Raw genomic sequence first — 23,549 nt, 5'->3', positions numbered from 1 at the left:
AATGAAACGGGCCGCGAAAGCGGCCCGTTAACTTATTGTGCGGCTTTCGCCTTATCGCGTGCGACGGCGTCACGGATCAGCTCCAGGCCGGTCTGATCGCAGGGCGGCAGCTCGGCGGTGCTGGCGCGCAGCGGCGTGGTGCGCTGGCCCCATTTGATCACGGCGGCGGCGGAGGTCAGGCCGGCGCCAAAGGCGCAGGACAACAGGGTATCCCCCGGCTGAATGCGGCCCGCTTCCAGCGCATCGCACAGGGCGATGGGCACGGTGGCGGCGGAGGTGTTGCCGTAGCGCTCAATATTGACGAACGCCTTCTCCTTGGGCAGGCCCATCTTACCGATCAGGGTATCGATAATGCGCACGTTGGCCTGGTGCGGGACCACCAGATCGACCTGTTCCGGACTGACGCCGCTCTCGGCCAGCACCTGCTGACTCAGGCGACCCATGCCAGCGATGGCGCGCTTAAAGATTTCGCGGCCTTCGAACTGCAGGAAGAAGGACATCGCTTCCGGATCGCTGCGGTCCATGGCGGAACCGAAACCGGCCACCTTGAGGATCTCACGGCCTTCCGGGTCGTTGTTCATGGCGTAGCTCAGCACACCCACCGGCTCATCGGTGGCTTCCACCACCACCGCACCGGCCCCATCACCAAATAGCACGGCAGTGTCACGCAGGGTCCAGTTGAGGTAGAAGGTGAGGCGTTCGGCGCCCACTACCAGCACGCGCTGGCACTGGCCGGAGCGCACTTGTGCCGTGGCCAGGCCCAGGCCGTAGAGGAAGCCGGAGCAGGCGGCGTTGATGTCAAAGGCGGCGCAGCGGGCGCCGATGTTGGCCTGTACGGTGGCGGCGATGTTCGGCACCAGGGTATCCGGCGAGGCGGTCGCCAGGATGATCATGTCGATGTCGGTGCCATCCAGACCGGCGGCATCCAGGGCGCGTTGGGCGGCCACGCTGGCCAGCTCGGCAGTGCCGACGTGGCTGATGTGGCGTTGGCCAATTCCGGTGCGACTGCGGATCCACTCGTCGCTGGTGTCCATCACGGTGGCCAGATCGTCGTTGCTCAGCACCGCCGGGGGAAGGCATTTACCCCAGCCGGTAATTTCGGCAGAACGCATGGGAAAACTCCTGAATCGTGCGGCGCCCAGAGCGCCGCATTAGGGGAAATGACGGGTCGTCAGGCCTGCATGGCGACGTGCTCGGCCACCAGGGTTTTTACCCCTTCGGCCGCGTGCTCAATATGGCCGCGCAACAGGGCTGTGGCACCTTCAATGTCCTTGGCCCGGCACAGCTCCAACAGTTGGCGGTGCTCCTGTTCGGCGCGGGGGATGCCCCCGGCCAGCAGCAGCTGCAGGCGGATGTAACGATCCGAGTTGGTATTCAAGCCTTTGACCACTTCCATGGTGTGGGGGCGGTCAGCGCCGGCGTAGAGGCTGAGGTGGTAGTGGGTGTTCAGCTCACTCCAGCTGTTCACCGCGTTCTCGGCCTGAAACGCCGACTCAAGCTGCTCCAGGTAGTCCTCTGCGAGGGAGAGCTGAGCAGCCGTCAGGTTGGGGATGGAGCGGGCCAGCAGGGCCGGCTCAATCAATGCCCGAAGTTCGAACAGTTCATCCACCTGGGTGACAGACAGTTCGGTGGCGGTCGCGCCCTTGTGGGCTTCAAACCGTACTAAACCCTCGGCTTCCAGTTGCAGCAGTGCTTCCCGCACCGGGATACGGCTGACGTTAAGCTCGGTGGCCAGCGCACTTTGACGAAGCGGTTCACCGGCTTTGATCTCACCGGAGAGGATCTTTTCCCTGAGAACCTCAACAACCACTTGTGTGCGGGTTTTATGAACGATGGGGCTTCCCTGACGCATTTGTATATTTTCTTCGACTTGAATTGACCCTTAGGTTACCTATCCGGACGGGCAAAGAAAAGGGAGCCCCAACGGACTCCCTGGTTTGCGGACTGAACTTCTCTCAGCGCAGTGATTCCGGTAACTGTGCTGCAGGCCAATTTTGGTAGGCCAACGGGCGCAGGAAGCGCTGAATGGCCTCGCCGCCCACAGAGGTGGTCTGGGGCGCCGTACTGGCGGGCCAGGGGCCACCGTGGTTTTGCGCCGCACACACCTCGACGCCGGTGGGCATCTGGTTGGCGATCAGTCGCCCACAGGTGTAAGCGAGGGTCTCCAGCAGGTCTGAGTGCCGAGCAAAGTCGGCGTCGTTACCGTGTACCGTGGTGGTAAGCTGTCCCGGCAGCGCAGCAATCAAGTCGCCGAGTGCCTCTCCCTGAGCGCCGGTGATCACCAGCACACAGGGACCAAATACCTCTTCAAACAGCTCGGGATTGTTGATCGCATCTGCGGCGTTGACCTGGTAGACAATCGGCACGGCGCCGTTGGGGTGGCCATCGTTGCGTCCACGGGCCAGTTCCGTCACGCCGGGCTGGCTGGCGAGGTGATCCGCGCCGCTGCGGTAGGCGCGGGCGATGCCCGGGGTCAGCATCACCCCTTCGTTGTGCTCAGCCAACGCCTCGGCCAAGCTGGCCAGGTAGCGATCGGCGCCGTCACTGTCCGGCAGCAGCACCAGCCCGGGGCTGGTGCAGAACTGACCCTGCCCCATCACCATGGACGCCGCCTGCATCTGGGCCAGCTGATCCGGTTGCGCCGCCAGTTGCCCTGGCAGAATCACCTGCGGGTTCACCGCACCCAGCTCGCCAAAGAACGGGATCGGAGTGGGGCGGGCGGCCGCTTCGGCCGCTAAAGACTGTCCCACCGCTGCGGAACCGGTAAAGCCGACGGCGGCGATGGCGGGGTGGCGCACCAGCGCAATGGAGAGCGCCGGAGTGCGGCCCTGGATCAGTGAGAACACACCGGCCGGTACGTCAGTGCGTGCCGCGGCACGGGTGATGGCGCTGGCCACCAGCTCCGAGGTGCCGGGGTGGGCCGGGTGACCTTTGACAATCACCGGGCAACCGGCGGCCAACGCGGCGGCGGTATCACCACCGGCGACGGAGAAGGCCAGTGGGAAGTTGGAGGCGCCAAACACGGCAACCGGCCCCAACGGCACCTGACCGAGACGCAGGTCCGGGCGGGGCAGGGGTTGACGCTCCGGCAGTGCTTCGTCGTGCAGTACCGGATGGAGCGGCTCACGCAGCCAGTGGGCAAAGGCACGGAGCTGACCACAGGTACGGCCACGCTCGCCCTGCAGGCGGGCCGCAGGCAGGGCGGTTTCCTGTGCTGCCCGGTTCAGCAGGGCATCACCAAGTGCTTCGATCTCGTCGGCAATCGCTTCGAGAAATTGGGCGCGGGTTTCGGCGCTCAGGCGGCGGTAGTGAACAAAAGCGTCCGCCGCAGCCTCGGCTGCGACGGCCACTTCCGCTTCGCTGCCATCCGCGAAGGGGGTGGGCAGGGGCCCATCGGCCCGGGGATCCCAGGCCAGAAAATCGTCTGCTGGGTCGCCGCTGCGGGCGCCAGCGATAAAGTGTTGTCCTGTCAGGGTCATGTTGACTCCTTTATTTCACCTGAAAGCCGAAGGCGTAGGGATCGTCGTCATCGACCACCAGGGTGTTGTGTCCATGCACCCGGGCCCAGCCCTGGATGCTGGGAATGATGGCGGGTTGACCCGCCACTTCGGTAACCCGCTCAACCCGACCGACAAACTGGCTGCCGATCAGGGATTCATGAACAAACGACTCCCCTTCGGCCAGCAAACCTTTGGCAAAGCGCTGTGCCATACGGGCGCTGGTGCCGGTACCGCAAGGGGAACGGTCCAGGGCACGGTCGCCGTAGAACACGGCGTTGGCGGCGTGGGAATCGGGGTTTTTCGGGGTGCCAGTCCAGAGCACATGGCTGACACCGCGGACGGTGGGGTCATCGGGATGGATACAGGGCAGCGCCGCATCGGCGGCGGCCCTTACCTCAGGACTCCAGCGCAGCAGTTGATCGGCGCTCCAGTGCTCGATGCCGGGGAAGCACTCCTGCGGCTCAACGATCACGTAGTAGTTGCCGCCGTAGGCGACATCCACCTTGAGCTGGCCCAGGCCGGGCACGTCGATCACCTTGTCGGCATGGGCCAGGTAGGAGGCGATGTTGGTCAGCCGCACCCAGTCCACCTTGGCGCCGGTTTGCTGATACTGCACATCGATGATGCCCGCCGGCACCTCCAGGCGCAGTTGACCGGGGGTGCGCGGGGTCAGCAATCCGGCCTCAAGGGCGGCGGTGACGGTGCCGATGGTGCCGTGGCCACACATCGGCAGGCAGCCGGATGTTTCCACAAACAGAATGGCACCGTCGTTAGCGCTGTCGCAGGGGGGATAGAGAAAGGCACCTGACATCATGTCATGGCCACGTGGCTCGAACATCAGGGCCTGGCGGATCCAGTCGTGATGGGCGAGAAAGTCCTGCCGCTTCTCACTCATATTGCGGCCCCGCAGGGGCGGATGGCCGCTGGTGATCAGTCGAACCGGATTGCCACAGGTGTGGGCGTCGATGCAGAAAAAGGTGCCTTTAATCATCCCGCCCCCTCAGTCCAGGTTAAAGCGACCCAGGTCCGGGCGTGCGGTGATGGCCTGGTCGTAAACGCGGGTTACGCGCTCGCGCTCAGCACCGGACAGCGGCAGGCGCGGGGCACGGACGGTCTCACTGCCGCGGCCAGCCAGCTGCTCAGCGAACTTGATGCACTGAACCAGGTGCGGCACGGTGTCCAGACGCAGCAGCGGCAGGAACCAGCGCCACAGCTCCAGCGCTTCGGCGTAGCGGCCCTGTTGCGCCAGGTTGTAGATGGCCACGGACTCTTTCGGGAACACGTTGGTCAGGCCGGAGATCCAACCGGTGGCACCCAGCATCAGGCTTTCCAGTGCGATGTCGTCAACGCCACAGAAGATGGTGAAGCGGTCGCCAAACTGGTTGTGCAGCTCGGTGATGCGGCGGGTATCGGTGGTGGACTCTTTGATGGCGACGATATTGGCCTCTTCGGCCAGCTCGGCGGTCATCTCCAGATCCACGTCGACGCCGTAGGTCACCGGGTTGTTGTAGATCATGATCGGCAGGCCGGTGGCGCGGGCCACGGTGCGGTAGTGGTAGAGGGTCTCTTCGCGGTTGGCGCGGTACACCATACCCGGCAGCAGCATAATGCCGTCAACGCCGATCGCTTCCGCGTCGCGGCAGTAGTCGATGGCGAAGGCGGTGGTGGTTTCGGCGCAACCGGCGATCACCGGAATGCGGCCTTTGGCCACGGAAACGGTGTGGCGCAGGAAGGTGCGTTTTTCGTCGGCGCTCAGGGAGCAGTTCTCACCGACGGTGCCCAGGGCGATGATGCCGTGGATGCCTTCGTCGATCAGCTGGTTCAACATGCGTTCGTTGGCGGCCAGATCCAATTGGCCGTTAGCGTCAAACTGGGTGGAGATGGCGGGATATACCCCTTTCCAATCAACCTTCATGGAAGATCCCTCTTGATGATGTGTATGCCCGTCTGGCAGGCGGTATTGTTTCGCGGTGGATATTGTATACAATCAACCGGGACGTAACGCAAGTGATCGTTAATGTAACGCAAACTGGTAGGATTTCGAGAGGCCCGTCACGCTCTCGGCTGAATTAAGGAGAATTCATGACCCTCACAGCCCCCCGCGCCCTGACCGAAGGCGCGTTGCAATTTACTACGCTGGACGCACACACCGAGGGTGAACCGTTGCGCATCATTACCGGTGGCTACCCCGCCATCCCCGGGGACTCCATGCTGGTCAAGCGCCGTTATGTGACTGAGCATCTGGACCAGTATCGACGCCTGCTGATGCACGAGCCTCGGGGCCACAGCGACATGTATGGTGCGCTGATCACCGAGGCGGTAACGCCGGACGGGGATTTCGGTGTGCTGTTCCTGCATAACGAGGGCTACTCCAGCATGTGCGGCCACGCGATCCTGGCGCTGGCTCAGGTGACGGCCCAGTGCCAGCAAATTGCTGAACCGATTGAGTTGCGCATTGATGCCCCGGCAGGGCGGGTGACCGCCTATTGCCAGCCAACAGCAGAAGGCTATGAGGCCAGCTTTGACAACGTGCCCGCTTACGTAGAGTGCCTGGACCAGAGCATTGAAGTGGCCGGCGTGGGTCGGGTGCAGTACGACATCGCCTTTGGTGGGGCCTACTACGCCTACGTCGATGCCGACGCTCTGGGGTTGTCGCTGGCGGACGACAATGCCGGTGAAATTATCCGCATCGGTCAGGCGATCAAGCTGGCAGTGGCCGCCGCCCATCCCTTAACCCACCCGGAAGCTGATGACCTTGGCTTCCTCTACGGCACCATCTTTACCAGCCGTAAAGTGTCGGAGCCGGGTCGACACAGCCGCCATGTCTGCATCTTTGCCGACGGGGAGCTGGACCGCAGCCCCACGGGAACCGGCGTATCTGCCCGGATTGCCCTGCTGTTGGCCCGCAACGAGATGGCGCTGGGCGACACGGTGGAGATTGAGTCCATTGTCGGTGGCCGGATGCAGGTAACCGCACTGGCCAAGCAGCACTATTTTGGCCGTGATGGGGTGATCCCCCGGGTCAGCGGCCGGGCGTGGATCACCGGCGAGCACCGCTTCTTCCTCGACCCGGCCGACCCGTTCGACCACGGCTTTTTCCTGCGTTGAGGTAAGCGGATGAAACAGGATGTGGTGATCATTGGTGCCGGTGTCGTGGGTTTGGCCACGGCGGCACAACTGCAGCGGCTGGGCCGCAGCGTACTGCTGATTGACCGTGATGCGCCGGGGGCCGGTACCTCTTCCGGCAATGCCGGCCACTTTGCCACCGAGCAGGTGTTTCCGCTGGCGGACCCGGCACTGTTGCCCAAAATCCCGGGCATGCTGCTTGACCCGCTGGGGCCGTTCCGCATCCGCTTAAGTTATCTGTGGCGGGCGCTGCCCTGGTTCCTGCGTTTCCTGGCCAACATGCGCCCGGCGGCCCGGCGTCGTAACACGGCGGCGCTGCGTGCCTTAAACGAGTCCTCGTTGTCTGCCTGGCAGCGGCTTCTGGCGGGGTTGGAACTGGGCGCTCACCTGGTGCAGGAAGGCTCCTTGCTGGTGTTTGAGCGTGATGATATCCAGCCGGTAAAGCGCACGCTGGCACACTACCAGTCGCAAGGGGTGGCGTGTCGCTATCTCGATGGCGATGAGGTTCGGGCGCTGGAGCCGGCGCTGTCCGGGCAGGTCCGCCACGCCATCTGGTTCACCGATACCGGCCATACGCCGGACCCCTTTGCCCTGAGCTGTGCCATCTGGCAGCAGTTGCAGCAGGGCGGCGCGCAATACCTTCAGGCGGAGGTGGCCGCACTGGAGGGCGACGGGGTGGTCATGCTCAGTGATGGCCAGCGCATTGAGGCCCAGCAGGTGGTGCTCTGTGCCGGTGCGTTCTCCCGGCCGCTGGCCGCCTCCGTAGGGCATAAGGTGCCGCTGGATACTGAGCGCGGCTACCACCTGATGCTGCCTGCCCACAGTGGCCTGACCCGGCCGGTGGCCAGTGCCGACCGCAGCTTTATTATTACGCCTATGGCGGGGGGCACGCGGCTGGCGGGCACGGTGGAGTTTGCCGGACTGGAAGCGCCGATGGATCCCCGCCGGGCCGACATTTTGCTGACCCACGGTCAGGCGCTGCTGCCGGGGCTGGACGGCCGTGATGCGGTGCGCTGGATGGGGTATCGCCCCAGCCTGCCGGATTCGCTGCCGGTGGTGGGGCGGGGCGGTGAGCGTTTGTGGTTTAACTTTGGCCACCAGCACCTGGGGCTGACCCAGGCGGCGGCCAGTGCTGACTGGCTGTGTGCCGCGATGGTTCAGGGGCAGGAGGCGCGGTTAAAGCCGTTTGCGCCTGACCGGTTCTGACACTGAGAAAAAAACGCTGGCCCAGGCCAGCGTTTTTTCTGCTCAGGCGTTTACCGTCAGCGTTTGGCTTAGGGTATGGCGCTGGCACGGTGCCAGGGTGATCGGGGTGAGCGCGTGGGCACTCTCAATGCAGATAAACGCCTGCTCGCCGCCGAAGTGCACATCGCCGATGCCGTGATCGGGGCCGGGATTCCAGATCACTGCGGCGTCATGGCCCTGATTGTCGATTTTCAGAATGTCGTTGCCTTGGGCGAGCCGACAGTTGCTGAGCCCCGGCACAATGGCGTCCACCGGAATGGGCGGGAGTGCCGCATCTGGCCCGTCTTCAAACAGGCAATCCGCATTGCTCAGTTTGTCGTGGTAGGGCAGCCCGGCCAACTCGGTAATGCGCAGTTGGGCGACATCGGTGCAAAGGTAGCTGTGCAGGGCGGCGGTGTAAGAAAGCGGGGCCGAGCCGGGATTGGTCACCGTCAGCGCCAGCTGCAGAGCGTTGGCTTTCAGGGTAAAGGCCATCTCGGCCCGGAATGGGTGGGGCCATAACGCCTCGGTGTCCGCATCCTGTTCCAGGCTCAGCACCAGGTGGGCATGGTCATCGGTTTGTGATTGTTCGGCGACCTGCCAGAGGCGGGTACGGGCAAAGCCGTGACTGGGCCCCTGGGCCGCTTTGCCAAACCAGGGAAAGCAGAGCGGCACACCACCCCGGATGGGGTGATGGCCGTCCAGATCCGCGTCGAGGCTGAGCCATAACCGTTCCTGTCCCGCCACCTGCCAGGAGAGCGCCTGGGCACCGAAGGGACTGACGGTCAGTTGGCTATCTGCACAGTGCAGGATCAGAGGGGACATGGACACTCCTGGTAATGGGGGCGCTGCCGACCAGCGCTTCCAGCTCGGCCACGGTACGTGGTGCGGCTGCCGAAAGATTTTCGGCCCCAGTATGGGTGACCAGAATGTCATCTTCAATTCGTACGGCGATGCCGCGCCAGCGTGGGTCGACGTCATCGGCGCTGTCGGGGATGTAGATCCCCGGCTCGATGGTCAGCACCATGCCCGGCTGCAGTGGGCGCCAGTCGCCATTGGGCTGTCGATACTGGCCCACGTCATGCACATCCAGCCCCATGTAGTGGCCGGTTTTGTGCACGGTGAAGCGTTTATGAGCCTGTTCCGCCAACAGGGTGTCGATGTCGCCGTGCAGAATGCCCAGCTCCACCAGCCCTTCGGTCAGCACCCGGCAGGCACGCTCATAGATGTTGCCCCAGGGGGCGCCGGGTACCACTTCGTCGATGGCAGCATCGAGACTGGCCAGCACCAGTTGATACAGCTGTCGTTGGGGCTCGCTGAACCGACCGCTGACCGGATAGGTACGAGTGATGTCGGAGGCGTAGCCGCGGAACTCGGCGCCGGCATCAATCAGCAGCACCTGGCCGTCTTCCAGCACCTTATCGTTCTCGTCATAGTGCAGGCACATGGCGCGGGGGCCGCCGGCCACAATGTTGGGGTAGGGATCGGTATCGCAATCCCAGTTCGCCAGGGCGGCGTTGAACGCCATGCTGAGCTGGCGCTCATTGACACCGGGTGCGGTGTTGGCCATCACCACCCGATGGGCATCGCAGGCCGCGTCGACGGCATGGCGAATGGCGGCAATCTCCGCATCGGTTTTGATCACCCGCATCTCGTGCAGCAAGCCAGCCAGCGGTTCCAGTGAACGGAAATGGCGGCGGTCATCAAACCGGACGCTGTGGCGCTGTTGGTTAATCCATTGCCACGCCTGCACAGTAAAGCGGTTCTCTTCGTCCCCCAGCAGGACACGCTGGCGGTCCTCCAGCAGGGCGGGCAACTGTTCGTCAATCTGCTCGATGGGAAAGGCCAGATCGGCGCCCAGTTCCGCGACAGCCCCTTCCGGGCCAAGTCGGGCACCGAAACTGGTTTCCATGGCGGGATCTTTGGCGCGGCAGAACACCACGTAGGGCTGGGCATGGCCGGGGCGGATCAGCGCCACCGCATCCGGCTCGTGAAAACCGGTCAGGTAGAGGAAATCCTTATTTTGGGTAAAGCGGTAGGGCTGGTTCTTTGAGCGGGTCCGTTGCGGTGAACCGACAACGATAACGGCGCTGTTGCTGTCCAGCAGTTGGCTTAACCGCTCACGGTGCTGTTGTGGGGTCATGATGGTTCCTTCCAGTGCCGCTCCACTTCACGGGCGGCAGCGAGATCTTCAAGGGCATGGCCCACCGATTTGAACAGGGTCAGTGCCTGTGGGTCGGTGCGGCCGGGATGGGTTTTACGGCTCAGGTCAAACAAGGTGGCCTGGATGTCCTCCGGCTGGATAACGCCCTGGGCCAGGGGAATGGCCAGATCGCCGGTCTCTTTCATGGCGCCTTCGCGGCTGTCGACGAACAGTTGGCAGCGGCGCACCGCCTCATCATCGGCTTCACGCATATCGGGGCGGTAGGCACCGACCAGATCCACGTGCTGGCCCGGTCGCAGCCATTCGCCTTTGAGCAGCGGGGTTTGCGACAGGGTGGCGACGCTGATGATGTCGGCCTGTTGGGCGGCGCTGGCGAGGTCGGTCACCAGTTCGATGGTCAGGTCGAGGTGGCCCAGTGTTTCGGCCAGAGCCCGTGCCTTGTCGGGGTTGCGTCCCCACAGCTTGACCCGGCGGATGGGGCGCACTGAGGCGTGCGCTTCGATCAACAGTGGTGCCAGGGTGCCGGTGCCGATCATCAGAAGCGTTTCGGCCTGCTCGGGGGCGAGGTGGCTTGCGGCTAGGGCGGAAGCGGCTGCGGTGCGGCGTGCGGTCAGGGCCGGGGCATCCATCATCAGTTCCGGCGTGCCGGTGGGCAGGTCCAGCAGCAGGTAGATGCCCTGGATGCTGGGGCGGTCAACGTTATGGGGGGCAACCGTGACGACTTTTACCCCGGCCTTGTCGCCATCCTGCCAGGCGGGCATCAGCAGCAGAGTGGTCTCGCGATGGCCAGGGTGCGCCATATCGTGGTGGTGACGGAGGGGGACGGTGGCACCTTCGGCGAAGGCACGGCGCAAGGCCGGTACCAGCCGCTGAAAGGGCAGGGCGGCGTGAACCTGAGCGGCGTTAAGCTGTTCCATAGTCAACTTTGTATACAATATCCTTTCGGGGCTTTGATAATACGGTGACGCCGCGCCATTGTCATCCCACTCATCAAATCTCTCGCCTTTAACAATGCTGGACTAGAGTTAAGATTCCCCTACGAGATGAGCTGATAATGACTCAATTAACCCGCGCTCAAATCGAATGGACTCTGTTACCCCCGCTCAAGGATGTGCTGCCCTACCGGTTCGAAAACGGTGCCTCGTTTAAGGGGTTCCGTGCCGAGTGTGATGCGTGCGGCCAGAGCATCGAACTGCCCCAGGTCCGGGGACGGATAACGCCATTGGCGGGCAACCGCTGCGTGGTGAGTGCCCGTGGCCGGTGCCTGTGTTGCAATGCCTATTGTGAGTACCACTATCTGCTGAGTGCCGATGGGACGTTGTCCGCATCGCCTTTAGCGGTATGGGACGACGACCACTCCCTGTCGCCCCCCCATTGATGTTCAGGCGTCCTGCAGTGCGATGGGCGCCTCCAGCAGCAGCGCAAACAGCTGTACCAGAACCTTCTCCTGTTCCGATTCCACTCCGTCCTGAGCCACACAAAGCTCAATGGCACGGATCAGCTTGCGCTTCTGTTCCGGGCGCAGGTGAACCAGAGCGGGCAGGGTGTCACTGAGCTTGGGCCAGTCCGGATCACCGGGCCATTGGGCGTTATAGACGGTGATGGCGTTGGCGCCGCGGAAAAACGCTCGTTCCCGCTGCTGTTCGTCGCTGTGCCCCTGGTGTGCCAACAGCCCCAGCAGTGCCAGGCTGGCGTCTTTCTCAGCGTTGCGGGGCAGCGGTTTGGGTGCCGGGGTGAGAAAGTGGTTGAGGGTCGACCAGACAATCCAGGGCCCCAGCTGATCCGGCTGGGCTTGCCACAATCGCTGCAGCTGTTCCAGCAGCAGGGTGCGCTGGTTGTCAGAGAGCATCCCCAGGGCCGGCGGCATCAACTCCAGCAGGGTCAGCTTTTGCCGGGGTGTCAGTTCAGCCAGTTGTGGCACCAGGACTTCAATGCTGGACCGGATCGCGCTGTGCAACTCAGGCAGGCCGTCGTAGTCCGGGCCGGGCCAGAGTAACGCCAACGCCAACTCTCGTGCTTGCTCCGGTTCATGACTGGCGTCTTTCAGCGTGGCGGGCAGCGCGGCCAGCAACGTGACCGCCATCAGGCGGCTGGCGGGACTGGGAGCGGCAGCCGCCTCCGGTTGTGACGGGGCGGGTTGCTGGGCGGCCTGTCGTCGCGCCATCTGCTTAACCACCGGCGCGTATTTGCCATCCCAATGCGGTTCGATGGCGCGGATGCGATCTTCCAGCGGCGGATGGGTGGCCAGCCAATGGGTTTTCGGGCGGATATTGCCAAAAAACAGGTGGCTGGATTCGCTGGCATTGGCGTGGTTGACCGAACTGCTGAACTGACTGGCGCCAATCAGCTTGAGCGCGTCAGCAATGCCATTGGGGTTACGGGTAAACTGCACGGCGGAGGCGTCTGCGAGAAACTCCCGCTGACGGCTGACGGCGGCCTTGATGGCTTTGCCAAACAGGGTGCCGATCCAGCCAAGCACCAACAAGCCTATTCCCAACAGGGCCAACTGGCCGCTCTCTTTGCTGCGACCACGACTGCTGTGCATCAGCAGTTCACCGATGTGGCTGATAAACAAGATGCCCGCCAGAACCGCCATCAGCCTGAGATTGAGCCGCATATCGCCGTTAAGGATATGACTGAACTCGTGGGCAATCACGCCCTGCAACTGGTTGCGGTCAAAGGCGTCCAGTGCCCCCCGGGTGACACCAATGACGGCATCCCGGGGACTGTGGCCTGCGGCAAAGGCATTAATGCCGCTCTCATTATCCAGCAGATAGACCGGCGGCACGCTGGTACCCGCCGCAATGGCCATCTCCTCCACCACGTTGAGCAGACGCTGCTCCTGGCCGGTGGCGGTATTGGCGTTGAGGCGGCGGCCCCCCATGGATTCCGCGACGGCGGCTCCGCCTCCCCGCAACATCAGCCATTTAAACAGACTGACCAGGGTGATCACCGCTAGGGTGGCCACCCCAATCATCACCGTGTCCATCGACATCAGCCGATCCATCAGTGAGGGCAGGGGTTGGCCGTTCGGGGGAGGGTCCAGACTAATGAACAGCATCTGAGTGAGCAGGTTAATCAGGGCGATGATGCAGAGTACGGCCAGGATAAACAGGCCAACCAACTGCCCGGTACGACGCCGGGCCTGGTCCTGTTGGGCAAAGAAATCCATTTCAGCTGACCTTTAGAACTGCACTTTGGGGGCAGCCTGGATGGCGGCACTGTCCTCAAACTCAAGCAGGTTGGCGTCCTGGCCGTGGCCAAACATGCCGGCAAACACCACCGGCGGGAACTGCTGCTTGTAGCTGTTGTAAGCGGTAACGGCGTCATTGAAGGCCTGGCGGGCAAAGGCGACGCGGTTCTCGGTGGTGGTGAGCTCTTCGGACACCTGCATCATATTCTGATTGGCTTTCAGGTCCGGGTAGGCCTCCATGACGACATTGAGGCGGCCCAGCGCAGAGGTCAGAGCGGATTCGCCACCAGCCAACTGAGCGATGCCGCTGGCGGAGGTGGGGTCGGCGCTGGCGGCCTGCAGACCGGCCATGGCCTGATTACGGGCACTGATCACCGCTTCCAGAGTTTCCCGCTCATGCTTGAGGTAACCCTTGGCGGTTTCCACCAGGTTGGGGATCAGGTCATAACGGCGCTTGAGTTGCACTTCGATCTGGGCAAACGCGTTCTGGTGGCGGTTTTTCAGATTAACCAGCTTGTTGTAGATGCTGACAACGTAAAGGGCGATAACCGCCAGAACCACGAGGGTAATGATGGTGGACATGGGGGGGCTTCCTGTATTGGTCGATTGCTGTGGTTACGTTACCGACTGGCAATGGTTAATTAAAGCCCAATGTGTGTGAAAAGGCGCCCGATTACAGACGCTTGATTCAAGTCTGGTTGGGGGGAGACCACGAAAAAGGGCCTCCTGAAGGAGGCCCGCATTGATAAGGAAGAGCGATTACCAGCCTTTGACGATGTTGCCGCTGAACAGCTCCTGAGCTTTCTGGTAAACCGCATCGGATTGGTAGGCCTGAATAAACTGGGCGATGCGCGGGTCATCCTGATTGTTGGTGCGAGCCACGATCAGGTTGACGTAGGGGCTGTCCTTGGCTTCGACAAACAGACCATCTTTTTCCAGAGTCAGGCCAGCCTGGCCGGCAAAGGTGTTGTTGATGATGGCGAAGCTGACGTCCTGCAGGGCGCGGGGCAGCTGAGCCGCTTCCAGCTCAAGGATCTCAATCTGCTTGGGGTTGTCGATGATGTCGCGGGGGGTGGCATTGATGCCCGCGCCGGGCTTCAGGGTCAGCAGGCCCTGCTTCTCCAGCAGCACCAGTGAGCGCCCCAGGTTAGTCGGGTCATTGGGCAGGGCCACTTTATCGCCGATGTTCAGCTCATCCAGGCTGCGGATCTTGCTGGAGTATGCGGCAATCGGATAGACAAAGGTGTTGGCCACGGCCACCAGTTGGTAGCCGCGTGCTTCCACCTGACCCTCCAGGTAGGGACGATGCTGGAACGCGTTGATGTCGATGCTGCCGTCGTTCAGGGCGGCATTGGGAGTGACGTAGTCGGTAAAGGGCACCACCTCTACCTCAAGACCAAACTGCTGTTTGGCCAGCTCAGCGGCGACTTCAGCCACCTGGGCTTCCGGGCCGGCAATGGCGCCCAGTTTCAGTACGTTCTCGTCAGAGCCACCGCAGGCAGTCAGGGCCAGGGCCGCAGCGCCAGCAATCAGGGAGCGAAACAGGTTCATGGTGTTGTCCTTCTTCATTTATGCGTTGTTATTTGAATCAGCGGTGGTCGATGCGACGAACCAAAGCGTCACCGGCGCTCTGCAGGGCTTGAACCAGCACCAGCAGGATAACGATGGTGGCGAGCATCACATCGAGCTCAAAGCGGTAGTAACCGTAGCGGATGCCCAGGTCACCCAGCCCACCGGCCCCAACGGCACCGGCCATGGCGGAGTAGCTGACCAGAGTGACCAGGGTGATGGTGATGCTGTTGACGATGCCGGGCAGGGCCTCGGGCAGGATCACCTTGCTGACGATCTGTGCCGGGCTGGCACCCATTGCCTGGGCGGCCTCGACCAATCCTGAAGGCACTTCCATCAGCGCGCCTTCGATCAGTCTGGCGATAAAGGGGATGGCGCCCACAGTCAGGGGCACGACTGCGGCCATGGTGCCAATACTGGTACCAACCACCATGCGGGTGAACGGGATGATGGCCACCAGCAGGATAATAAAGGGAACGGAGCGGCCCGCATTGACCAGCGTGCCCAGTACCCGGTTAACCCAGGGGTTAGCCATCAGCTGGCCGGTTTTGGTCAGGTGAAGCACCACACCCAGCGGAATGCCCACCAGTGCGGCCAGCAGGCCCGACAGGAAAACCATTTGCAGGGTTTGCTGGGTGGCGTTCCACAGCAGGGGAAGCAGATCAGTGGACATAACCCAGAACCTCGACATCAATATTGTGTTCAACCAGGTACGCGGTGGCGCCGGATACCGCTTCAGCATCCCCCATCAGTTCAGCCAGCATCAGGCCGAACTTGGTGCCGCCGACGTATTCCATCTGGGCGCTGAGAATGCTGATGTCGATGCCAAAGCGTTTGGCGGCCTGAGTGATCACCGGGGCATCAACGCTGTCGCCATGGAAGCTCAGACGGATCAGGGGCAGGGCGTTGTCGCCCGGTTCGGCGCGCAGCGCAGAGCGGTACTGCTCCGGGATATCCAGATGCAGGGTAGAGCGGATAAATCGGCGTGCCAGTTCGGTCTTTGCGTTGGCAAAGAAGGGGCCGACCTCGCCCTGCTCAATCAACTCACCCTGATCAATGATGCCCACGCGGTCGCAAATCTGCTTAACCACCTCCATCTCGTGGGTGATCAGCAGAATGGTCAGGCCGAGCTTTTGATTAATGGTTTTCAGCAGCGTCAGGATCGACTTGGTGGTCTCGGGATCCAACGCAGAGGTGGCTTCATCGCAAAGCAACACCTTGGGGTCGTTGGCCAACGCCCGGGCGATGGCTACGCGTTGCTTCTGGCCTCCGGACAGATTGGCCGGATAGGCATCGGCTTTATCGGACAGCCCAACCAGCTCCAGCAAGGATTCCACTTTGTTGCGGATGGCAGACTTACCGGCGCCAGCCAGTTCCAGCGGCAGGGCCACATTCTGATAGACGGTGCGGGAGGCCAGCAGATTAAAGTGCTGGAAGATCATCGCAATCTGCTGGCGGGCCTGGCGCAGACCTGCGGCGTTAAGCTGAGTCAGGTCCTGGCCGTCTATCACGATCTGACCGGCGTCAGGTTGCTCAAGCAGGTTAACGCAGCGGATGAGGGTGCTCTTACCCGCCCCGGAACTGCCGATGATGCCAAAGATGGTCCCTGCGGGAACGTGCAGGTCCAGCGGCTTGAGCGCGGGGATGACCCGATCGCCCTGGCGGTAGGACTTGGAAACAGCGTGAAGTCGGATCATACCTGGTTCGTTCTCTTTCTATTTATCTGGGCGGCACTTTTGGCTGCCTGTGGCACGCAGTCTATTTGGACGTCCAGACGCCTGTCAATGGCCATTTAGACATTTAGCCGTCTAAAATCGCCGGTGATTTAAAGTGAGCTAAAGGTGGGCTGGGGGCGTCAGAGTGAGAAATCCCGGTAAAACCGTCGGTTTCATCGCCATAGAGAGGGCGAAGTTTTTGACCTTGGCGTCTCCGGTAGGAATACTGGCCGCCAAATTCTTTATCCCTGGGAGAGTGTGAGTGCGTCCGGCCGTGTTTTTAGACCGTGATGGGGTTATCAATCGAGATACCGGTTACGTTGGTTTCATTGAGGAGTGCGAAATCCTCCCCGGTGTGGTGGAGGCCTGCCGCCGTCTGGCGGAAGCGGGCTTTGCTCTGGTGATCGTGACCAACCAGTCGGGCATCGCGCGTCAGCTCTACAGTGAAACCGACTTCCAAACTCTGACCGCCTGGATGAAACAACAGTTTCTGGATGGCGGGGTCAGCCTCACCGACGTATACCACTGCCCGCATCATCCCGATTTCGATGGCCTGGATACCCGATGTGACTGCCGCAAGCCAAAACCGGGCATGTTGTTGCGCGGTGCCCGGGAACATCACATTGACCTGAGCAGTTCTTACCTGGTCGGGGACCGCATCAGTGATATGCAGGCCGGTCAGGCGGCAGGCGTCAAAGCCACTTTGATGGTGGGAGAACTGCGCCATGCGCATCAGGAGGTGGACTGGAAAGGGGAAGATCTGCCAGCTGCGGTTGAATGGATCCTGAAAGACAGCCAGAAAATGGCGAATTAGGCGGCGCTTTGCTGTGTTTTTCAGCGGTTGAGCGCGAAACCCATATTTAGGGGTTGTCAGCGTCAAAGACCGCCCTATAATGCGCCTCCGTCGACAGGGGAAACACCCCGGGAGACACGGTCAGCAGCGAAAGCGCTGGCGACAAAAGCAGCGGTCGAAAAGAATTGGCGGAAACGCCCTTGACGAGCGCTGAGGAAGCGCTAAAATGCGCATCCTGCCTTGGGGAAAACGACAAGGCGACGCTCTTTAACAATTAGTCAGACAATCTGTGTGGGCACTCACGCAGTGTTGAGAAATCATCATTTTCTCGATGCTACTGAGTGACACCAAGTTAATTCAGTATTCATTGAGTAGCTTCTACGGAAGCAAATCAAAATCTTTAATTGAAGAGTTTGATCATGGCTCAGATTGAACGCTGGCGGCAGGCCTAACACATGCAAGTCGAGCGGCAGCGACAACATTGAACCTTCGGGGGATTTGTTGGGCGGCGAGCGGCGGACGGGTGAGTAATGCTTAGGAATTTGCCCAGTCGAGGGGGACAACAGTTGGAAACGACTGCTAATACCGCATACGCCCTACGGGGGAAAGCAGGGGCTCTTCGGACCTTGCGCGATTGGATAAGCCTAAGTGAGATTAGCTAGTTGGTGAGGTAATGGCTCACCAAGGCGACGATCTCTAGCTGGTTTGAGAGGATGATCAGCCACACTGGGACTGAGACACGGCCCAGACTCCTACGGGAGGCAGCAGTGGGGAATATTGCACAATGGGCGAAAGCCTGATGCAGCCATGCCGCGTGTGTGAAGAAGGCCTTCGGGTTGTAAAGCACTTTCAGCGAGGAGGAAAGGTTAGTGGTTAATACCCGCTAGCTGTGACGTTACTCGCAGAAGAAGCACCGGCTAACTCCGTGCCAGCAGCCGCGGTAATACGGAGGGTGCGAGCGTTAATCGGAATTACTGGGCGTAAAGCGCATGCAGGCGGCCAAGTCAGTCAGATGTGAAAGCCCCGGGCTTAACCTGGGAATTGCATTTGATACTGCTTGGCTAGAGTCCTTGAGAGGGGGGTAGAATTTCAGGTGTAGCGGTGAAATGCGTAGAGATCTGAAGGAATACCAGTGGCGAAGGCGGCCCCCTGGCAAGAGACTGACGCTCAGATGCGAAAGCGTGGGGAGCAAACAGGATTAGATACCCTGGTAGTCCACGCCGTAAACGATGTCTATTAGGAGTCTGTGGCCTTGAGCTGTGGGTTCCAAAGCTAACGCATTAAATAGACCGCCTGGGGAGTACGGCCGCAAGGTTAAAACTCAAATGAATTGACGGGGGCCCGCACAAGCGGTGGAGCATGTGGTTTAATTCGATGCAACGCGAAGAACCTTACCTACCCTTGACATCCAGAGAACTTACCAGAGATGGTTTGGTGCCTTCGGGAACTCTGAGACAGGTGCTGCATGGCTGTCGTCAGCTCGTGTTGTGAAATGTTGGGTTAAGTCCCGCAACGAGCGCAACCCTTGTCCTATGTTGCCAGCGCGTAATGGCGGGAACTCATGGGAGACTGCCGGTGATAAACCGGAGGAAGGTGGGGACGACGTCAAGTCATCATGGCCCTTACGGGTAGGGCTACACACGTGCTACAATGGTCAGTACAAAGGGTTGCCAACTCGCGAGAGTGCGCCAATCCCATAAAGCTGGTCGTAGTCCGGATTGGAGTCTGCAACTCGACTCCATGAAGTCGGAATCGCTAGTAATCGTGGATCAGAATGCCACGGTGAATACGTTCCCGGGCCTTGTACACACCGCCCGTCACACCATGGGAGTGGGCTGCAAAAGAAGTGGGTAGTTTAACCTTCGGGAGGACGCTCACCACTTTGTGGTTCATGACTGGGGTGAAGTCGTAACAAGGTAGCCCTAGGGGAACCTGGGGCTGGATCACCTCCTTAACGACATGAATTCTTGCCTGCGTCGAGTGTTCACACAGATTGTCTGACGAATGTATAGAGAGTGCGTGCGATAAAGCATGGCTTTAACGCCGCGGATGGGTGCCGAATTGAGGCGCGCGATGAGCCCCGCAGGGAGTTTGGCTTTCCAAACGGCCGAGGAGCGAAGAGCGCAACGAAAAGTCGGTGACCATCAGCCAGTTAAAGTGGGTCTGTAGCTCAGTTGGTTAGAGCGCACCCCTGATAAGGGTGAGGTCGGTAGTTCAAATCTACTCAGACCCACCAAATTTGCTCTGAATGCTGAGTTGTCCTGGTCGTCGTTTGGTATACCAAACTTCCTCCCATGGCGCCTTGCCTCAAAGCGAATTGGCCACGAATACTGCGCGCAACATGGAATGGGGCTATAGCTCAGCTGGGAGAGCGCCTGCTTTGCACGCAGGAGGTCAGCGGTTCGATCCCGCTTAGCTCCACCACTTACTCTCTAAAGGATAAGAGGCCAAAGATAAATTGAAGAATTTACCTTTGGCTTTTTTAAGCCTTGCTCTTTAACAATTTGGATAAGCTGATAAATTTCTCGAGAAATTGTAAGAGTAAACTTCTTGCAAGTGTCTTGATATCCGGCGATTCAGCGTAAAGCTGAATAACGAAACATTTGGTTGCGTCATATGCGTAATGCGCTTTGCAAAGCTCATTACGGTTGCGACGGGATTTGGGTTTCGGTCTAGGCGAAGCTGGAACGAACAAGGGAGTTAACTTCGGTTAATGACCGCGTGAGTGACAGGTTCAACGACGAACGAAAGCCAAAGAACAAGCAAGACCCCTTGGGGTTGTATGGTTAAGCGACTAAGCGTACACGGTGGATGCCTTGGCAGTCAGAGGCGATGAAGGACGTGCTAACCTGCGAAAAGCTCAGATGAGGCGGTAAGAGCCACTTGAGTCTGAGATGTCCGAATGGGGAAACCCGGCACCATAAGGTGTCATCAGTTACTGAATACATAGGTAACTGAGGCGAACCTGGGGAACTGAAACATCTAAGTACCCAGAGGAAAAGAAATCAACCGAGATTCCCTTAGTAGCGGCGAGCGAACGGGGATTAGCCCTTAAGCATTGAGGAAGTTAGTGGAACAAGCTGGAAAGCTTGGCGACACAGGGTGATAGCCCCGTACATGAAAACGACCACAGTGTGAAATCGAGTAGGACGGGACACGTGTTATCTTGTCTGAACATGGGGGGACCATCCTCCAAGGCTAAATACTCCTGACTGACCGATAGTGAACCAGTACCGTGAGGGAAAGGCGAAAAGAACCCCTGTGAGGGGAGTGAAATAGAACCTGAAACCGTGTACGTACAAGCAGTAGGAGCCCTTCGAGGGTGACTGCGTACCTTTTGTATAATGGGTCAGCGACTTACATTCTGTAGCAAGGTTAACCGAATAGGGGAGCCGTAGGGAAACCGAGTCTTAACTGGGCGAATGAGTTGCAGGGTGTAGACCCGAAACCCGGTGATCTAGCCATGGGCAGGTTGAAGGTGCCGTAACAGGTACTGGAGGACCGAACCGACTAATGTTGCAAAATTAGCGGATGACTTGTGGCTAGGGGTGAAAGGCCAATCAAACCGGGAGATAGCTGGTTCTCCTCGAAAGCTATTTAGGTAGCGCCTCGTGTCTCACCATTGGGGGTAGAGCACTGTTTGGGCTAGGGGGTCATCCCGACTTACCAACCCCATGCAAACTCCGAATACCAATGAGTGCAATCACGGGAGACACACGGCGGGTGCTAACGTCCGTCGTGGAGAGGGAAACAACCCAGACCGCCAGCTAAGGTCCCAAAGTTATCGCTAAGTGGGAAACGATGTGGGAAGGCTTAGACAGCTAGGAGGTTGGCTTAGAAGCAGCCACCCTTTAAAGAAAGCGTAATAGCTCACTAGTCGAGTCGGCCTGCGCGGAAGATGTAACGGGGCTAAGCGATACACCGAAGCTGCGGAAGCACACTTGTTGTGCTTGGTAGAGGAGCGTTCTGTAAGCGGTTGAAGCGGAATTGAGAAGTTCCGTGGACGTATCAGAAGTGCGAATGCTGACATGAGTAACGTTAAAGCGGGTGAAAAACCCGCTCGCCGGAAGACCAAGGGTTCCTGTCCAACGTTAATCGGGGCAGGGTGAGTCGGCCCCTAAGGCGAGGTCGAAAGACGTAGTCGATGGGAAACGGGTTAATATTCCCGTACTGCTGATTACTGCGATGGAGAGACGGAGAAGGCTAGGCCAGCACGGCGTTGGTTGTCCGTGTTTAAGGTAGTAGGCGGTGAACTTAGGCAAATCCGGGTTCACATAACGCTGAGAGCTGATGACGAGTCACTACGGTGATGAAGTGGTTGATGCCATGCTTCCAGGAAAATCTTCTAAGCTTCAGGTAATTAGCAACCGTACCCCAAACCAACACTGGTGGTCAGGTAGAGAATACCAAGGCGCTTGAGAGAACTCGGGTGAAGGAACTAGGCAAAATGGTACCGTAACTTCGGGAGAAGGTACGCTCCTGCCGGTGATGAGACTTGCTCTCTAAGCTAGTGGGAGTCGCAGATACCAGGTGGCTGCAACTGTTTATCAAAAACACAGCACTGTGCAAACTCGTAAGAGGACGTATACGGTGTGACGCCTGCCCGGTGCCGGAAGGTTAATTGATGGGGTTAGTTTTCGGACGAAGCTCTTGATCGAAGCCCCGGTAAACGGCGGCCGTAACTATAACGGTCCTAAGGTAGCGAAATTCCTTGTCGGGTAAGTTCCGACCTGCACGAATGGCGTAATGATGGCCACGCTGTCTCCACCCGAGACTCAGTGAAATTGAAATCGCTGTGAAGATGCAGTGTACCCGCGGCTAGACGGAAAGACCCCGTGAACCTTTACTACAGCTTGGCACTGAACATTGAACCTACATGTGTAGGATAGGTGGGAGGCTTTGAAGCAATGACGCCAGTCGTTGTGGAGCCGTCCTTGAAATACCACCCTTGTATGTTTGATGTTCTAACGTTGGTCCCTTATCGGGATTGCGGACAGTGCCTGGTGGGTAGTTTGACTGGGGCGGTCTCCTCCCAAAGAGTAACGGAGGAGCACGAAGGTTGGCTAATCATGGTCGGACATCATGAGGTTAGTGCAAAGGCATAAGCCAGCTTAACTGCGAGACAGACACGTCGAGCAGGTACGAAAGTAGGTCTTAGTGATCCGGTGGTTCTGAATGGAAGGGCCATCGCTCAACGGATAAAAGGTACTCCGGGGATAACAGGCTGATACCGCCCAAGAGTTCATATCGACGGCGGTGTTTGGCACCTCGATGTCGGCTCATCACATCCTGGGGCTGAAGTCGGTCCCAAGGGTATGGCTGTTCGCCATTTAAAGTGGTACGCGAGCTGGGTTCAGAACGTCGTGAGACAGTTCGGTCCCTATCTGCCGTGGGCGTTTGAGAATTGAGAGGGGCTGCTCCTAGTACGAGAGGACCGGAGTGGACGAACCTCTGGTGTTCCGGTTGTCACGCCAGTGGCATTGCCGGGTAGCTAAGTTCGGAATCGATAACCGCTGAAAGCATCTAAGCGGGAAGCGAGCCTCAAGATGAGTTCTCACTGACTCCTCGAGAGTCCTAAAGGGCCGTCGAAGACTACGACGTTGATAGGCAGGGTGTGTAAGCGTTGTGAGGCGTTGAGCTAACCTGTACTAATGACCCGTGAGGCTTAACCATACAACACCCAAGTGGTTTTGTTTGTCGGATATCCGACCTTGTAAGAAGACCTTACATCGAGAAACAGCTTTTCCAAATTTATTATCGGAGCCCTGGCCCAGCAGAAAGTCTGCTGGCAAGGATTGAACGGCGCGAGCAGCGCAGTTTAGTCAGGCTAAATGAGCAGCGTAGCGCTGTTTATGACGCCGCCAGAGGGGTTTCTGATAAGCCAGTTTTTGCCTGGTGGCAATAGCGTCGTGGCCCCACCTGATCCCATGCCGAACTCAGAAGTGAAACGCGACCGCGCCGATGGTAGTGTGGCAGTTGCCATGCGAGAGTAGGTCACCGCCAGGCTCCATTTTAAGTGCGGAGTGGTAGTTCAGTTGGTTAGAATACCGGCCTGTCACGCCGGGGGTCGCGGGTTCGAGTCCCGTCCACTCCGCCATCTATAACGAAGAACCCAGCCTAACGGCTGGGTTTTTTCGTTTCTGGCTTTTGGACGGTGTCGAGGTTCGTGCGTCCACTGCGTTGGTAACACATCCATGTGGGATCCCTCCTGTCGGCATCCCTGCCTCCAGCTCACAGGACTGCGATGCGTCGCATCGGTTCCTGT

General features: G+C 59.7%; 17 protein-coding genes, 3 tRNA genes and 3 rRNA genes. 10 read left to right on the top strand and 13 right to left on the bottom strand.

Annotated elements, in window-relative coordinates; translation table 11 throughout:
* Nucleotides 1-32: 32 nt before the first annotated feature.
* From FBAL_RS12280 to FBAL_RS12260, 5 genes are all read right to left on the bottom strand, one after another.
* The gene (locus tag FBAL_RS12280) at nucleotides 33-1,112 is read right to left on the bottom strand and encodes a ketoacyl-ACP synthase III (protein ID WP_013345912.1); all 1,080 of its coding nucleotides are present in this window, start codon (nucleotides 1,110-1,112) and stop codon (nucleotides 33-35) included.
* A gap of 59 nt (nucleotides 1,113-1,171) precedes the next feature.
* Complete coding sequence (locus tag FBAL_RS12275) at nucleotides 1,172-1,852, bottom strand: GntR family transcriptional regulator (RefSeq protein ID WP_013345911.1); 681 nt, start codon at nucleotides 1,850-1,852, stop codon at nucleotides 1,172-1,174.
* A gap of 103 nt (nucleotides 1,853-1,955) precedes the next feature.
* Nucleotides 1,956-3,479 (bottom strand): aldehyde dehydrogenase (NADP(+)), encoded by a 1,524-nt coding sequence (locus FBAL_RS12270; protein ID WP_013345910.1) that lies wholly within the window; start codon nucleotides 3,477-3,479, stop codon nucleotides 1,956-1,958.
* A 10-nt stretch (nucleotides 3,480-3,489) separates the two neighbouring features.
* Nucleotides 3,490-4,491: a 4-hydroxyproline epimerase gene (locus tag FBAL_RS12265; protein ID WP_013345909.1), complete on the bottom strand. Its 1,002-nt coding sequence runs from the start codon at nucleotides 4,489-4,491 to the stop codon at nucleotides 3,490-3,492.
* Nucleotides 4,492-4,500: 9 nt separating this feature from the next.
* Entirely contained in the window at nucleotides 4,501-5,415 is a 915-nt protein-coding gene (locus FBAL_RS12260) for a dihydrodipicolinate synthase family protein (RefSeq protein WP_013345908.1), read from the bottom strand.
* Between the two features lie 167 nt (nucleotides 5,416-5,582).
* Between FBAL_RS12260 and FBAL_RS12255 the strand changes: the two genes are divergently transcribed.
* Together FBAL_RS12255 and FBAL_RS12250 are read left to right on the top strand one after the other, a co-directional pair.
* On the top strand, nucleotides 5,583-6,608 hold the full coding sequence (locus FBAL_RS12255) for a proline racemase family protein (RefSeq protein ID WP_013345907.1): 1,026 nt from the start codon (nucleotides 5,583-5,585) through the stop codon (nucleotides 6,606-6,608).
* Nucleotides 6,609-6,617: 9 nt separating this feature from the next.
* Complete coding sequence (locus tag FBAL_RS12250) at nucleotides 6,618-7,832, top strand: NAD(P)/FAD-dependent oxidoreductase (RefSeq protein WP_013345906.1); 1,215 nt, start codon at nucleotides 6,618-6,620, stop codon at nucleotides 7,830-7,832.
* A 42-nt stretch (nucleotides 7,833-7,874) separates the two neighbouring features.
* Here the strand turns inward: FBAL_RS12250 and FBAL_RS19640 are convergent, their stop codons facing one another.
* From FBAL_RS19640 to lhpI, 3 genes are read right to left on the bottom strand one after another with little or no spacing between them, the layout of a single operon-like run.
* A complete protein-coding gene (locus FBAL_RS19640) occupies nucleotides 7,875-8,675 on the bottom strand; it encodes a D-hexose-6-phosphate mutarotase (RefSeq protein WP_013345905.1) in 801 nt (266 codons plus the stop codon).
* A complete protein-coding gene (locus tag FBAL_RS12240) occupies nucleotides 8,644-9,993 on the bottom strand; it encodes an aminopeptidase P N-terminal domain-containing protein (protein ID WP_013345904.1) in 1,350 nt (449 codons plus the stop codon). Before FBAL_RS12240 ends, FBAL_RS19640 begins: the two co-directional genes overlap by 32 nt.
* Nucleotides 9,990-10,931 (bottom strand): bifunctional Delta(1)-pyrroline-2-carboxylate/Delta(1)-piperideine-2-carboxylate reductase, encoded by a 942-nt coding sequence (gene lhpI, locus FBAL_RS12235; protein ID WP_013345903.1) that lies wholly within the window; start codon nucleotides 10,929-10,931, stop codon nucleotides 9,990-9,992. Before lhpI ends, FBAL_RS12240 begins: the two co-directional genes overlap by 4 nt.
* Nucleotides 10,932-11,068: 137 nt before the next feature.
* On the opposite strand from lhpI, the gene FBAL_RS20285 reads away from it, so the two are divergent.
* The gene (locus FBAL_RS20285; RefSeq protein WP_013345902.1) at nucleotides 11,069-11,392 is read left to right on the top strand and encodes a hypothetical protein; all 324 of its coding nucleotides are present in this window, start codon (nucleotides 11,069-11,071) and stop codon (nucleotides 11,390-11,392) included.
* Between the two features lie 3 nt (nucleotides 11,393-11,395).
* Here the strand turns inward: FBAL_RS20285 and FBAL_RS12230 are convergent, their stop codons facing one another.
* From FBAL_RS12230 to metN, 5 genes are all read right to left on the bottom strand, one after another.
* Nucleotides 11,396-13,186 carry a M48 family metallopeptidase gene (locus FBAL_RS12230; RefSeq protein ID WP_013345901.1) on the bottom strand — a complete coding sequence of 597 codons (1,791 nt, stop codon included), beginning with the start codon at nucleotides 13,184-13,186 and terminating at the stop codon, nucleotides 11,396-11,398.
* Between the two features lie 12 nt (nucleotides 13,187-13,198).
* On the bottom strand, nucleotides 13,199-13,789 hold the full coding sequence (locus FBAL_RS12225) for a LemA family protein (RefSeq protein ID WP_013345900.1): 591 nt from the start codon (nucleotides 13,787-13,789) through the stop codon (nucleotides 13,199-13,201).
* A gap of 177 nt (nucleotides 13,790-13,966) precedes the next feature.
* The gene (gene metQ / locus FBAL_RS12220) at nucleotides 13,967-14,758 is read right to left on the bottom strand and encodes a methionine ABC transporter substrate-binding lipoprotein MetQ (protein ID WP_013345899.1); all 792 of its coding nucleotides are present in this window, start codon (nucleotides 14,756-14,758) and stop codon (nucleotides 13,967-13,969) included.
* 37 nt (nucleotides 14,759-14,795) lie between these two features.
* A complete protein-coding gene (locus tag FBAL_RS12215) occupies nucleotides 14,796-15,449 on the bottom strand; it encodes a methionine ABC transporter permease (RefSeq protein ID WP_013345898.1) in 654 nt (217 codons plus the stop codon).
* The gene (gene metN, locus FBAL_RS12210; RefSeq protein ID WP_013345897.1) at nucleotides 15,439-16,473 is read right to left on the bottom strand and encodes a methionine ABC transporter ATP-binding protein MetN; all 1,035 of its coding nucleotides are present in this window, start codon (nucleotides 16,471-16,473) and stop codon (nucleotides 15,439-15,441) included. Before metN ends, FBAL_RS12215 begins: the two co-directional genes overlap by 11 nt.
* Before the next feature lie 292 nt (nucleotides 16,474-16,765).
* On the opposite strand from metN, the gene gmhB reads away from it, so the two are divergent.
* The 7 genes from gmhB to FBAL_RS12175 all read left to right on the top strand — a co-directional run bounded on the left by gmhB (nucleotide 16,766) and on the right by FBAL_RS12175 (nucleotide 23,381).
* Nucleotides 16,766-17,305 carry a D-glycero-beta-D-manno-heptose 1,7-bisphosphate 7-phosphatase gene (gmhB, locus tag FBAL_RS12205; protein ID WP_245544352.1) on the top strand — a complete coding sequence of 180 codons (540 nt, stop codon included), beginning with the start codon at nucleotides 16,766-16,768 and terminating at the stop codon, nucleotides 17,303-17,305.
* A gap of 380 nt (nucleotides 17,306-17,685) precedes the next feature.
* A 16S ribosomal RNA gene (locus FBAL_RS12200) occupies nucleotides 17,686-19,238 on the top strand.
* Between the two features lie 205 nt (nucleotides 19,239-19,443).
* Nucleotides 19,444-19,520: transfer RNA gene (locus FBAL_RS12195), tRNA-Ile, on the top strand.
* Nucleotides 19,521-19,632: 112 nt separating this feature from the next.
* Nucleotides 19,633-19,708 (top strand) — tRNA-Ala (locus FBAL_RS12190).
* A 360-nt stretch (nucleotides 19,709-20,068) separates the two neighbouring features.
* Nucleotides 20,069-22,957: ribosomal RNA gene (locus tag FBAL_RS12185) — 23S ribosomal RNA — on the top strand.
* A 218-nt stretch (nucleotides 22,958-23,175) separates the two neighbouring features.
* Nucleotides 23,176-23,290 (top strand): 5S ribosomal RNA (gene rrf / locus FBAL_RS12180).
* Together the 16S, 23S and 5S rRNA genes with 3 tRNA genes alongside form the textbook arrangement of a ribosomal RNA operon.
* A gap of 14 nt (nucleotides 23,291-23,304) precedes the next feature.
* Nucleotides 23,305-23,381: transfer RNA gene (locus FBAL_RS12175), tRNA-Asp, on the top strand.
* The last annotated feature ends 168 nt before the right edge of the window (nucleotides 23,382-23,549 follow it).

Source organism: Ferrimonas balearica DSM 9799 (assembly GCF_000148645.1).
GTDB lineage: Bacteria > Pseudomonadota > Gammaproteobacteria > Enterobacterales > Shewanellaceae > Ferrimonas > Ferrimonas balearica.
This window is presented reverse-complemented; position numbering and strand designations above follow the sequence as displayed.